The sequence below is a fragment of the Finegoldia sp. BIOML-A1 genome (assembly GCF_009678325.1).
In the GTDB taxonomy this organism is placed as follows: domain Bacteria; phylum Bacillota; class Clostridia; order Tissierellales; family Peptoniphilaceae; genus Finegoldia; species Finegoldia magna.
On the sequence record NZ_WKZF01000006.1, the window covers coordinates 1 to 15,322 of the forward strand.

Sequence of the window (15,322 nt, forward strand, 5' to 3'; positions counted from 1 at the left end):
AAGGCCCTATGGTCAAGCGGTTAAGACATCGCCCTTTCACGGCGGTATCCCGGGTTCGAATCCCGGTAGGGTCACCAGATATATGGGCGATTAGCTCAGCTGGGAGAGCATCTGCCTTACAAGCAGGGGGTCACAGGTTCGAGCCCTGTATCGCCCACCATATATTTTTTATAAACAAAACGAAAATGAAATTCTAACACAAGGCCCGGTAGTTCAGTTGGTTAGAATGCCAGCCTGTCACGCTGGAGGTCGACGGTTCAAGTCCGTTCCGGGTCGCCAAGTATGCTGGTGTAGCTCAATTGGTAGAGCAACTGACTTGTAATCAGTAGGTTAGGGGTTCAAGTCCTCCCACCAGCTCCACAAATCCTTTTTAAATAAAGGATTACGGAGGAGTTCCCGAGTGGCCAAAGGGGACGGACTGTAAATCCGTTACTTTATGTTTCGGTGGTTCAAATCCACCCTCCTCCACCAAAAGAATTCATGCGGAAGTGGCTCAGTGGTAGAGCATCGCCTTGCCAAGGCGAGGGTCGCGAGTTCGAGTCTCGTCTTCCGCTCCAGACAACAACAGATGTGCATACATCTGTTTTGTTGTATATGAACGATTAGCTCAGCTGGATAGAGCGTCTGGCTACGGACCAGAAGGTCGGGGGTTCGAATCCTCTATCGTTCGCCAAGACTATAGCAATCATCATGATTACTATAGTCTTTTTTTATTTCTTCATAATTCGATATATTTTCAATTCAAATAAATAAACCTTATCTTATACCCAATTATTTTCAAAATAATCACAAATATTTAATAAATTTAAACAAATTTTAAAAAAATTTGCAAACGATACGATATTTTCCGCTCTTAGTAACAAATTATATCAAAAAATTCCTGTCTAAAATCTATAAATTATAACGTTTACTTAAAATAATCCGTAAATTTATAAAAATATTCTTAAATTTTTATGTTATAGCTTGCTAAATATACAAGGCAATATTTGAACGAAAAAATTAAAATAAATATCAAATTAGCAATTAATTTCATAATATAAAGTAAAATACAACAAATTAGTCAGTAATAAGATAAAAACAAAACAAATAAAATCTATTTAAAAAGTAATTTGTAAATATTTAATAAAATTTTATTTACAAAACATCAAAAAGTCATTAAAAAAATATGAACAAAACTTGTAAATTGACATTTCTTATATAGTATGGTAATATTTACACATAAATAGTACATGCAAATATATATTACATAAAAACAGAAGCAAACGTAATTATAATGGATATAAAAAGCAATGCATTTTATTTAGAACTAACAGAGTCAGGCAACATTATTCATAAAATATGTTGGGCTGATTCTTTCTTTATGTTAAGAAGATAAATGCAAACGATATGCATTAATTAGCTGAATGTTTGTAGTATTTTATTCTAAATGCATGTAAAGCAGTAGAGAATAAAATTAGTATAATAAATATCAAAAAACTAACATTTGAAATAAAAATCAAGTAATTCAGGAGGTTAAAATGAAGAAAATATTTGATAGACTAACGGCGTTAGTCATGGTAATGCTGATGTTCATACAATCATGCGTTCCAGCCATAACATCATTTGCTAAGGAGGAAGAGCTCGACAAGAGATACGTAATACAAAAGCTCGAGACCTTGAAACAGGATACCTATGCCAACTTTTCATTGAACCTCGCTACAGTAATTGATGACAAGAATTTGGACACAGATACGAACGTCAAGTTTGTATTGAACACTACGAACGTCAATTCTAACATCAAACTATTAGTTAGAAAGGATTTTAGTCTTTATGACGAGAGGACATTTGATACAGTAGAAGAGGCTCACAAAGAATTCGACAGAGTGGACAAATCACTCAAAGATCAAGGAGTGAGCTTGGATGTATCCGTAGTACAAGAAGATGGAAAATACAGAATCCATAACAACTACGTGCCTCAAGCTGACAAGGAAGACTTTGGAGACGACTACAAAGTATACAGCCTAAAAGTTGTTCCAGAATTTGATTTTGATAAAGAAGGATTGTTCAACAAACTTCCAGAAGATCTTAAATCAACAGAACAACACAGACTTCAACTTGCAGAAGAACGCAGACTTCAACAAGATGGCGAAGTACCAGAAGGTGACAAACACAACCGTACTTACATCTTCGACTTCAAAGTTGACAAAGCAGTTGACAGCAAACTTACAACAATAGCTCTTAATAAGGATGACAATAATCCACTTGAAGTAAAACAAAGCGCAGACTTATTTGCAGCTATATTAGATGATAAAACTTACAGCACATATCAAACAGAACAATTACCAGCTGAAGTTACATCATCAATAGAACACAAAAAAGAAGTTGCCGAAGCAAAAGCACAAGCAGACGCCAAAGCCAAAGCAGAAGCAGATGCCAAGGCAAAAGCCGAAGCTGAAGAAAAAGCAAAGAAAGAAGCCGAAGAAAAAGCAAAAGCAGATGCTAAGGCAAAAGAAGAAGCCGATGCAAAAGCAAAACAAGAAGCAGACGCTAAGGCAAAAGAAGAAGCTGAAAAAATAAAAGCAGAAGAAGCTAAAAAAACAGAAGAACAAAAAGCTCTTGAAGAAAAAGCCAAAGCAGAAAAAGATGCCAAGGCAAAACAAGAAGCAGACGCCAAAGCCAAAGCAGAAGCTGAAAAGTTAAAAGCAGAAGCCGAAGCAAAACAAAAAGCAGAAGCAGAAGAAAAAGCAAAACAAGAACAACTTGCAAAAGAACAAGCTGAAGCGGAAGCTAAAAGAGCCGCTGAAGAAAAAGCGAAAAAAGACCTTGAAAACAAAAAACTTCTTGGATTAGTACAAGGCTCAGAAGAAGAACAAGAAGAACCTATTATAAAGAAGAAGGAAACAACAGAAGAAATCAAAAAAGAACCTGCAACACCAGAAGAAAGAAAACAAAAAGCAGAAGAATTTGAAAAAGCATTGCAAGACAAAAAAGAAGACATCAAAAAACCAGAAGACAAAAAAGATGCTAATAATAAAGAAGACAATAAGACAACTGACAAAAAACAAGTCAGCAAAGAAACAAAAGGATTATTGGAAGGCATCAAAGAATTCTTCGGACTTACTAATCTTCAAAAAGCAGACCGTGAACTAAAAGCAATCCTATCAGTAAAAGCAAACGGATTAAAAGAAGTTCAAGCATTATTAGCAAGCTTTGAAGCAAAATATCACCTAACACAACAAGAACAAGCAAAGCTAATGGACGATAACAAAGATGCAATCAAAGCATTAATAGAAAAAGATGCCGACAAGAACTTTACACCACAAGTTTTGATGGCTGCGATGGGTTCTGATCCACTTACTGAAGAAGAAAAATCAAATTTAAAGAACAAGAAGTTTATAATAAGAACGAGGTTTGATGCTTCAGTTGCTAATGGAAATATTCCAACCACACAATCATTCACTATCAAGCTAGATGATAAGCTTACAGTAAATGATTCATCAAGTCTAAAAGCTATAACAGATAAAGATGGAAATGTTATAGCAAAACCAACTTATAGTAAAACTGCAAATTCCATAACTTATAATCTGGTAAAACCTATAACTAAAGATTTACAAATACCACTAGAAATTCCTGTTGACTATAATGTGGATAATATAAAAGTTGATGTTAATGGTAATTTCACAGTAACTAACAAAGTGTCGGGACTTGGAGTTAAAGCACCAAAAGACCTTGTTCCACAAAAAATCGACAAAAATGGTAAACCAGCAGGTTCTATTATCGAACCAGGCAGAAATGATGTTATAAAAATCATAGAACCTGACGATTCTAACTACAGGGTAGACACAGATGCTTATGCAATCCCTGTTATAAAAGATGGAAAACTAGATGGCTACAACTGGACTATCAAAGTGTCATCAGATACTGACCTAAATGAACTAGGACTTAAGGTTAATTTCACTGAAGTTGTAGGATCCGGTCTTGGTGAATTCCAAAATAGTAATGTAGAGTTAGACGATCAACTTGAAAAAGCCTTTGGTATTCACGATTCAAAACACCATGCTCCAAAAGCTGGTATTAAAGAAATAACATATAACTTCTACACACCAGTTCAAGGTATGCAAGAAAAGTACATGATGGATATTTCTATCATCCTTACTGCCAAAAACAAAGTTGGTGCCAAGAGATTTGTTATGAATGGCTGGCCAGCTGACAAGGTAAAAGAAGCCACACCTATAAGATCAGGTATGAACAATAGGACAACAGTCCTAGGAGAATTCAAATCAGAATCTGAAGCTAGATGGACTGTGACAGATGCAATATCAACTGGTGATGACAAAGGTACGAAAGAAAAGCCAGCTGATACAAAACTACCTTGGGAAACAAGAAAGCTAAGTGATAACCAAACTTTACAAAAAGGACAAGTTGCAGTTTATAAAATTGACACAACTTCAGGAAAGATGGTTCAAGTTGGACAAACACAACAAAATGTAAATCCAATGCCAGAAAAAGGAGAAAATCCAAACACAAACCAAACAGTTGGTACAATCGCAGTCTACGGCTATGACACAAGTTTCAACACAGACGAAAAGAAACCACTAAGTCTTGCTGGAGTAATGATTTCCAAATATAAAGACATCTATGTAAACCAAAATTGGAATCTTGACCAAGGTCTAAACATGCCAGCTCAAACTCTTAAGGCAGTAGACCCAAGTGATTCCAAAAACGAATTAGGTTCTACAAGTGTTGATGAAGAAACACCAGGTGCACAAGCAAGTAGATCTATAACAATACCTACTGTAAAAGTATGGAATATACAAAGTGAAAGGAAATTCACAAAGACACAGCCAAAAATAGTTCAAACTTTCCCAACTGATAAAACATATAATGGCAAAACTATATCCTATTACGAAAATCACAACTACTACGATCCAAACACAAAGGGATACAATATCCACAACAGGGGAACAGTAGAAGAAGTTCCAAAGAGGGCAAGCTTTACTATAGTAAAGACAGATAAAAAAGACCCTGAAAAGAAACTAGCAGGAGCTAAGTTCAAACTCTTAGGTGGACCAGAAGTAATCACAGATGCGAATGGTGAAGCTGTATTTAATAACATAGCACCAGGAACATATACAATATTTGAAACAAAAGCTCCAAATGGCTACAAATCAAATCAAGAAAATGCAACAATAAATATTGATAAAGAAGGAAGAGTAAGCCTTGAAGGTGGTCCTGCCAGCATATCTGCAGGAGCTAATCCAACTCAAACAGTTGAACACGGTGGTTATCCTGACTATATGAACGCAATGCAATATGCAACCAAGGATGCTAAGGGAAATGTTACAACTTACATCTTCCTTAAAGCCAATGAAGAACAAAGAGGTGGCTCTACAAATAGAGACACTAGACTTAACCTTAGAATGGATAATGGTAGTGTATCAACTGTAGAAGTTTTTGACGTAGATCCAAATTACCAAAGAAAAGACTTCAAATCTTATATGACTAGCCAAACTGTGGAATCGCATATAGAAAAATTAGGAGGAAGTGTATTAAACTATCCACATACCTATCCGATTAATGGTAGTGATAACATATATGATGATTTCTTGAAAAAAACCGGATATCAAATAAGTCTACCAAAAGAAAGATTTGCAAATGATTGGGGATTTTTGGTAAAGGTAACTGGAAAAGGCGATAGCCTAACATATGATTGGTTGACAAATGAGGACACAGGAAAACAAGCTAAACTCCAAGACCAAAAAATAGTTCCTTCTACTTCAAATGATACAGATAAGGCGACAAAAATCACTATTACAAACGAAGCCTTTGAAACTCGTCAAGTCGGACTTACAAAACTAGACAAGGGAAACAACCCTGTAGCTGGTGCAACTTTTGTGATAAAAGATGAAAATGGTGATGTTATCTCTACAGTAACATCTGATAAAGATGGCAAGGTATCTTTTGGAGATATGCCAGGAGGTAAATATACAATAGAAGAAACTGAAGCACCAGCAGGCTATGTAAAGTCAGATGTAATCTTTGAAGTGACAGTAGATGACTCTAAACAATTAACTTATATTCCTAAGTTTAAAAATGGTAATGGTTATCCTGTAAATGGTGAAGATTACTTCATAAAAGACATAGAACAAGGTCAAGATGATTCTAGGGCAAAAGTTACAAGCGTGACTCAAGACCTTTATGTAAATGATAAGGAAAATGGAAGTATTGGTAGAAGGCCAGGTATCTGGGAAGCATATTTCCTTGAATCTCTATCTTATACTGCGAAAATCAACCTAGACAATTCAGCACCTGGAACTAGATTTTCAATCCAATTTGACCCAAATCTAGACTTCACTCAATACTTTTCTGAATTTCCTAAGATAATGAAAGACGGAAAAGCCATTGCAGACCCTTACTTTGATTACACAACTAATAAGCTAACTTATGTCTTTAATAAAAATTCAGATGGTGGACCGACTTTAGCAGATATTAAATTAGTTGGTATGATTCCATCTAAATACTTTGCTCAAAATGATGGAACCTATAACTTCACAGTTACAGTTGCTCCAGGACAAGAAGGTTTAAATAACAACACCATAACTCCGTCTATCATTGCTGACTACAACTTATACTATTATGACCCAGCAGACTCAAGACCTTCTCAAGCATATTACTTTAGAGATGTATATAAGTCTGATGATGGCAACTGGTATGTAACAGCCTTGGCATACTATAACCCTGACTATGTAAAACCAGGAAAAAAAGACGTCCTTAACTTTAACTGGAAGTCTGTAAGACATTACACAGCAGGAAACTACGTAAAATGGAAAGGCGACGGAACTAAATCTCCATATGACCTTACAGATGTCAAGATTTATAGAACAGCACCGGATATGGGAAAAATTGATTTACCTGAATTACAAACAGATAAGAAGGTAAACTACAATATGCCCCTATCCTTTGGTGTAAGACCAGAGCAAGATCCATCAACTTATCATTTAATTTACAGTAGGAGTATAAATCCTAATGAAAAAATCACAAATGATAGAAATGGCGATGTAGTATTAAATTACGATCCTAGTAAATTAAATACATGGGGTACGGTTGAAGACAAGGGTCCTTTAAACATTCAAATGCCAAGCGTAAATAATAGCAACAAAGATGGCTATATTATTGAACAGACTTTCAAAATTTCTGATATAGACAAGTTCAACAACACATGGAGAGCCTTCAATATGTCCAATGGACCTTTCAACTCTGCCTTTGTATCAAAGGCCAATGCAAATAAAGCTATTGCTGATCAAACTGGAGGGGAAATTCCGAAATTCTACAGCCAAGAAGTTGGATTGTTCAATAAAAAATATGAACCAGGCAAGTTTAGCATACTAAAGCAAGACGAAACAAATAGTAAACCTCTTGCAAAGGCGACTTTCTCATTAACTGATGAAGACAATAATGTTATATACAGGTCATCAGGAGCAGATGGTATTGTAAGCTTTGAAAATCTAAAACCAGGTTCATATACCCTAAAAGAAGAAATATCTCCAACAGGTTTTGTAAAGACTGACAGAAGATGGAATGTCAATGTAAGTATAGATGGTAATGTAACAATTACTGAAATCGGTCTAAATGCTAGTGGCGGAACAATATATGGTAAGGAAATACAAATACCAGTAGGAAACAAACCTACAGCCACAGAGTTTAGAGTTTATAAGAAAGATGCAGACAACAAGCCACTAGAAGGTGCAGAATTTAAACTAACAAAACAAGGCGAAACAAATGCCTTTGCTACAGGTACATCTAGAGATGGTGGTGTTGTAAAGTTCAATAAATCTCTAGAAAAAGGAACTTATATCCTAGAAGAAACAAAATCACCTGATGGCTACCAAACACTTGATAGTAAATGGGTAGTGGAAGTTGATGCTAACAATAAAGTTAAGATTTACACTTACAATGAGAAAAAAGAAGACGATTCTAGTGGGGAAACACAACAATTTGAAAATTCACTTCTAACTCAAGATGGAGTCAATTGGGTCAACGTATCACAAAGACCAACTGATAAGTTTATCTCAGGTGATAACAGACAAACAGGCTATGCAGACAAATCAATAACACCTTACAAGCTAGGTACAAGAATTGTCGGTATAAATAAAACTGATAAATACGCTATCCAAAGATATGTAATAAACCCAGAAGGAAAAGATATAGACATCAACAGTGCTCTTGTTCACAGAGAAAAACTTTGGGATGACAATATGTCCTGGTATGCTGGAAAAGGAAAAGAAGATGTAAAGATTTACACTCTTGATAATCCAGTGACTACAAACGTGGAAGATATCAGACTATATTCTTATAATTACACAGATATTACTGATAAGATAGATAAATCATCTCTAGAATATTCTTATAGCGACAGACTACAATTAGTTTTCAAGAAAGAAAACTTAACTGATGCAAATGGAAACTCCTTAATCAAAGGAAGACCAATAGTTGTAGATGTTAAGATTCCTTACACATCTGAATATGGTGGAGTAGGTACTGGAATGGACCTTAACACATCAGAAGGACCATCATGGAAATCAGACTACTACGAACAAGTATCAGATATAGTAGTAGGAGATCCTATTAAGAAAAAAAATATCACAGATGATATCAAGGGTTCTTATATATCAGATGATTACCTAGATGTAACAAACGAAAAGAAAAGATACGAATTTTCTATCGACAAGGTAAACCAAGAAGAAAATGCATCTGGTGGTCACGACGCAGTCACAGGTGCAACCTTTAAACTAGTTGGACCAAAGCCTAGCGAAGATACAAGATGGACCAAGTCTGATGAAAATGGAAAAGTATCTTTCAAGGACTTAGTTCCAGGTATCTACAAATTAGTAGAAGAAGGAGCAGCCAAAGGTTACGAAAAATCTAACATTGATTGGCAAGTTGCAGTTCTTAAAGATGGCAAAATCTACATTAGAGAAAAAGATCCTTCTGCAAATACAGAAGAAAGAACTGCCAGCGAGGATAAAAATTCTAGATTAATTGTCGGAAATAATAATATATCTAGGATCATGGCAGCCTTAAGATTAGCAAATATAAGATCTTTTGCTGCAAATACTTGGGAAGTTGTTAATCCAAGTAGATCTACAACTGCTAAAGAATCCTACAATAGTGCAAATGACATTAACAAAGCTCAAGAACAACCTTACGATGTAAATCTATTGACTAGCAGTGATGTTGGCGATGGAGGAACAATCAATAGTTCAACTAGAACTGCAAAAGCAGGAGACACTGTAACAGTAACACCACAAGTAAATCCTGGTTATATCCTTGAAAAATTTGAGGTATTATATTCATCTGGAGCAAAAGTTTCTTACACTAATAACGGCACATCCTATAGCTTCACAATGCCAAATAGTGATGTAACTGTTAAGGCTAGGTTTAAGAAACAAGCTGAAGTTCCAACTAAGCACAAGATAAAAACTCAAACTCCATCAAATGGAAAGGTAGAAGTTCCTACAAGTGCCAATGTTGGAGATAAGGTAACTATTAAAGCCACTCCAAATAATGGATATGTAGTTGATAAGATTGTGGTTAGAGGTGGACAAGTTGACATCCCAGTAACTAACAACACATTTACAATGCCAAATAGCGACGTAGTTGTTGATGTTACTTTTAAAGCTCAAATCAAAAAATATACAGTAAGTTTCAATGCTAACAATGGTTCAGGCACAATGAATCCTGTAGAAGTTTCAGAAAACGACACTTACACATTACCAGCTAATAAATTCACACGACCACAAGGTCAAGTATTTAAGGGATGGAATGTAAGTGGACAAGTTAAACAACCAGGCGAAACTATAACAATTAAAGGAAATGTTGTTATTACCCCAGTGTGGGAAACATCTACATCAAAGCCACAAATGGTTAATGTTCCAAGTAATATTCAAAATGGAAGTGTATCAGTAAGTCCAACTTCTGCAGCACCAGGAGAAACTGTAACACTTACAGTAAAACCAGCTGAAGGTTATCAATTAAATAATCTAACTGTAACAAGGGCAGATAATAATGCTCCTATAGAAGTTAATGGAAAATCACAAGCAGGATCCGGTGATGTATCACTAGCAGCAGATAGTATTGGTGATCTTGAGATTTCAAGCGTATCTATCAAGAGACAAGCTGCATCAGAGGGCTCTGAAGAGATTTACTCATTTACAATGCCAGAAAGTGCTGTTAAAGTATCAGCAAGCTTTACACCAATACCAAAACCTGAAGATTTATTAGATAGCTTCGAACCAGAAGAAGGCAAGGACTTTTTAATCGGTGATAATCCTGAAAAACCAGTACAAATCACTAACAAGAAAGATGGTATAACTCCTAAGGTTATCAAGACTGATAGCTATGGAAATAAGCTTGAAGGTGCTAAATTTATCATCAAGAAGATGACTGATGATAAGTACGATACAGAAGACGACAAGTTCACACCATTAAAAGGAACATCTGATAAAGAAGGAAATGTAACATTCAAGGATGCTCAGGGAAATGTAGTTAAGCTTAAAAAGGGCTACTACGTAATGACAGAAGAAAAGTCCCCAGAAGGTTACAAGAGAATTATTGCTCCATGGAAGATTGAAGTAAGAGATGACGGTGGACGTATGTATTCTGTTTACAAGGGTCCAACAGATACTCCATCAAGCTTTATAGATAACGATAAAAAAGCAAATGCAAGAGCTTATTCTGGAACTGATATAAAAGTAAAATCTAGACTAACTTATATCAACCCAGAAACCAAGACTTATGTACAAAGAATCTATATAGACACTAGATATTACACTGGTAGCGACTTATTAAACGTACAAATCACTCCAAAATACAAGAGGGAAGAAATTGATAGACCTGGACTTCCTCCAGTAACTATCAAGGAAGGTGTAAAGACTGCCTATAGGACAACTTATGAATTAGTAAACCCAGGAGATAATGCAGACATTCAAGCTGAAGCTTTTGATAAGATCCTAAGAACTTACGACTTATCAAATCCAAATATGTCCATGGTAAACACTGCAAGGTGGAGACCATTTGACTGGGGCTTTGACGAAGACCAACTAAACATTGGCAAGGGAGTCTATATAGTAGAAGTCGAAGGCTACTATGACGATGCCATTATAAATGGTACAGCAACTAACGAAGTATATGTAGACAAAAACTTTAACTTCACTGACGCTAATGGAAAACCAAGTAAGGAACCTGTTAAAAAAGCTCCTTATAAGAAGACTGAAGCTCAAATCAATCCAGCAGACTATGGAAAGATCGACCTTCACGTTGACTTCTATCGAGGTAAGAGAGAGTTTAAGCAACTTTTAGACCCTATTCAAAATTACTTTGACACCGTTATTGGAGAGACTGGTAAAAACACAGCATCCTACCAGGGTGGTGCTGAAGCGATGAGAAAATATTTAGAAGCAAGATACGGAAAAGTAAGAGCTGATGCTTGGGCAAAAGAAAAACCAGCTGGTCAAAAATACGCTAATTATATCAGTAAAAAACTTTCTCTAAGCAATGGCGATTATATTACTGGTAAGATTGACCCAGCTATACCTACTAGGTCTTACCACAACGCAGACACATCTGTAGACCTAAATCCTATCTACTCTTCAAAAACTGAAAATGAAGTTCCAAAAGATGGGTTGGTAGTCGAAAATGAAAAGGAAAAATACAACATCACCTTCTCAAAACACGGTCGTGACAATCCAGACGATAAGGCGGACAGTCAAGAAGTAACTGAAAAAAGACTTGAAGGAGCAGTATTTAAGATTCAAAAACTTATTGGTGGAAACTATGAAGATGTCAAGGGATCAACTGTAGCATCTGCCTTCAACGGTTACTTTGGTTTCAGAAACCTAGAACCAGGTAGATACAGACTAATGGAAGTTCAAGCACCAAAGGGCTACAGACCTATAAACGAACCACTTCTATACTTCACTGTAGAAACAATAAAGACAGACTCTGGTAAGATTGTAGATCCTGAAACAGGAAAGATAATAGATATAAAAACTATTAAGGTTAAGTTCCCTGGAGATGATAAGGGTCAAGCTTTGACTAGCTTATATATGACAGATCCAAAGGATGCTAAAAAGAAAATTAAAATTAATGAAGTTGATTCTAAAGAAATCAACATGGAAACAACTATTTATAAATCTTCTGATGCAACTAGCGGCAAGCTGCTAAAAGAGTTAACTTTAGTAGTAAGTAATGGACGTGAATATGCTCTACTTCAAACTAAAATAATTTCAGATTCATCTGGATTTGTTTCTCTAGAATATCAAGGCGCTAATGGTGTTTACCAATATGTGCCAGAAAAAACAACTTCTGTACAAGATGGTAAGCTAGTTGACTTCGTAACAAGCGCCACTGCGAAAAACATGGGTAAGATAATAAACGAAAAACCTGGTAAGGGTTCTATCACTATCAACAAAAAAGATGGCGAAAGAAATGCCCTTAAGGGTGCAAACTTTAAGCTAACTAGACTATCAAGAAAGAAAACAGAAGACGAAACTGGTACAGATACTGGTACAGACAAAAAAGTTGACGGAATCTACAACGCTACTTCAGATGCTAATGGTAAGATAGAATTTGAAAATCTACCAATAGGTGATTATGAATTAGTAGAAACAGGATCAGTTAATGGCTACCAAAACAAGGGTCAAGTATGGCACTTCTCTATTGGTGGCGAGGGACTTGACCCATACAGTGGTCCAATAGCAAGAACTGGTGTAGATCTAACAAGTCAGATTACACTAAAAAAATCTGATATGACAATAGTTAGACCGGACAACGACCCTTATAAACAAATACCAAACACAATCTGGCCTAACTCAGCTCAGTTATTTAGATTTGACAATGACTTTGAAATAACAAATGGTAAAACTATAAGACCTGGAGATTATTTCCAAGTTAAATTAAGTGATTACACCGACCTATATGGTATCTACAACAAAGACTTAGTATCTGGTCTAGATATATACGCAGACGGAATTGGTACAATAGCCAAGGCTGATTATGACGCTACAAATGGCATAATCACCTACACATTTACAGAATATGCTAGAACCTATGAATTAACAGACTTCAACACAAGTATCGTAGGTCACATTACCCATTCCAAATTCACAACATCACGTTATAATGTGCCTGTTGGAATTAAAATGAACGGAGATAATACAAATAGCACATTTAAGAATGTAAATGTAATATTTGACCTAGGAACACATTTTGCAGAAGCTTATGGAACTAGACCAAACATATCTTCCAAGATAACCTACTTTGATACCAAAACTGGTGAATTTGAACACATCTTCTATCTAAATAGGGATCAAAACCTAATACATGATGGTAGGTTCACTTATCTTCCAGCTAAGGGCGTAGAAAATCTTAGAATGCAAGTCTTTAGGGTGAATGATAATTTATTGAATCATTACAATAGAAATTGGCAATACAATATGAACAATATCTTGCCACCATCTTATGCAGTAGATGTAAATAAACTTGTAAACAATGGAAGCATTTACTTGATTAACAACAACACTTATTATGGCGATGTATCTAGATACAATTCTGCAGTTTATACTTTCCCTAATGGATATTTACAACCAGAAGACACTTATATAATAAGAGTTACTGGTAATATCAAGGACAAGAAGGATACAGAAGACTATGAAGCACAAGGTAAAATCGACAGATATAACGCATACAATTACCATTTAGTGGGTGCTGAAAGACACGACTATGTCTATGCCCAATTAAATAGAACTAATGCGGAAGCTAAGCTTGAAATAACAGTAAAAAACCCTAAGAATGAAATCTCATTTAAGAAGACAGATTTAGAAGGAAGAGTTCTTAAAGGTGCGAAATTCGCCCTTGTAAAACAAGATGGTGAAAAATGGACTGAAGTGGAAAAATCTGAAAAGACTACCGGAGAAGACGGATTAGTAAAATACGAAAAACTTGCTCCAGGAAAATATGCCCTTATAGAAAAAGAAGCCCCAGCAGGCTACAACAAGATAGAAGGTCATATAGAAGAATTCACTGTAGATAAGGAAGGTATAATAACAAAAGAAGTTACTAAGCCATCAGAAGAAACACCAGCAGAAAATAAGCCGGTAACCGCAAGAATTAGAAGCGCAGTTCAAGGTCTAGCTAACAATTTAACAGGAGAAAAAACTAAAACTGAAACTGTCAACGAACCAATAGGATCAGATCCAATAAAGGTAGTAAACTACAAGAACATTGAATTTGTTAAAGTTGACGGAGATGACAATACTAAGACACTTCAAGGTGCAGTATTTGAAATTCACTACAAGGAAAAGGAAGACGACAAGTACGCTGCTCTTACTAAGAAAGTGAAAGAAAATGGAAAAGAAGTTGACAAACCAATAACTGTAACATCTGAAAAAGATGGTAAGTTCAAACTTCCAATCTCCAAAGATGGTTTCTATGCACTAGTAGAAACTAAAGCACCAGAAGGATATTCTAAACTCCCTGGTAAGATTAAAGAGTTTAAACTTGAAGGTGGAAGTGTTTCAGTTCTTGAAAAAGACCCACTAAAGGCAAGCTTGACCATGGGTAAGAAAGGACAAATAACTAGCCAAGTCCTATCAGTTGATAAGGATAAGAAGACATTCACACAAAGAATTGTAATAAATCCTAAACATGAAGAGATCACTGGTATCAACAACTTTTCTTACCTAAGAATCCTAGAAAATGGTTGGAGTATTACACCTAAGTTCATAGAATCTGATGGTAAAGAAGGAATTGGTGGAGAGGTTAAAGTCGCTCTTCTAAAGAAAGAACCAGGAAAAGATGATAAGAAATCAATTGCTGAATTAGAAGACACAGACTTCACTACACATGATGCAATCGAATATGGTACAGTAGGCAACAACACTGGTTCAAGATACTCACTAAAAGAACTTCTTGGGAAAGATACTGACTCAACAACTATTTCTACAACAGATACTATAGTTGTAGAATACACTGGAACATTAGCTGATAACAAAACATCGGTTGATCAAAAAGCAGAACTAATTATTGACAACACAATACTAGATACTGCTGATCACGGTCTTGATATAAATACGCTATCAAGAACTGATCCAGTCTATGTAGATGTGAACAAGTCCAACATTACACCAATACCAGTGGAAAACCGTAAGGCGACTTATCCATTGACAGGGGCGTTGGGTATTATTGGATTCCTTGTAGTGGGTGCTGTGATGATGACAACGGCGTACTACAAGTACAGACGTAAGAGAAGAGAGAGTGCTTTATCATGATTGGATTAGATCAAAAG

1 protein-coding gene and 7 tRNA genes are annotated in these 15,322 nt (G+C 35.8%); all 8 read left to right on the forward strand.

The features are described from left to right. Positions 1–2: 2 nt before the first annotated feature. The 8 genes from GKG00_RS06290 (at position 3) to GKG00_RS06325 (ending at position 15,305) form a co-directional block, all read left to right on the forward strand. A tRNA-Glu gene (locus GKG00_RS06290) sits at positions 3–77 on the forward strand. A gap of 7 nt (positions 78–84) precedes the next feature. Then, a tRNA-Val gene (locus GKG00_RS06295) sits at positions 85–160 on the forward strand. A gap of 42 nt (positions 161–202) precedes the next feature. Further along, a tRNA-Asp gene (locus GKG00_RS06300) sits at positions 203–279 on the forward strand. Between the two features lie 5 nt (positions 280–284). Next, positions 285–360: transfer RNA gene (locus GKG00_RS06305), tRNA-Thr, on the forward strand. 26 nt (positions 361–386) lie between these two features. Further along, positions 387–471, forward strand: a tRNA-Tyr gene (locus GKG00_RS06310). 11 nt (positions 472–482) lie between these two features. Next, positions 483–557: transfer RNA gene (locus GKG00_RS06315), tRNA-Gly, on the forward strand. 39 nt (positions 558–596) lie between these two features. Next, positions 597–673 (forward strand) — tRNA-Arg (locus GKG00_RS06320). Positions 674–1,517: 844 nt separating this feature from the next. Continuing rightward, complete coding sequence (locus GKG00_RS06325) at positions 1,518–15,305, forward strand: SpaA isopeptide-forming pilin-related protein (RefSeq protein WP_154254774.1); 13,788 nt, start codon at positions 1,518–1,520, stop codon at positions 15,303–15,305. The last annotated feature ends 17 nt before the right edge of the window (positions 15,306–15,322 follow it).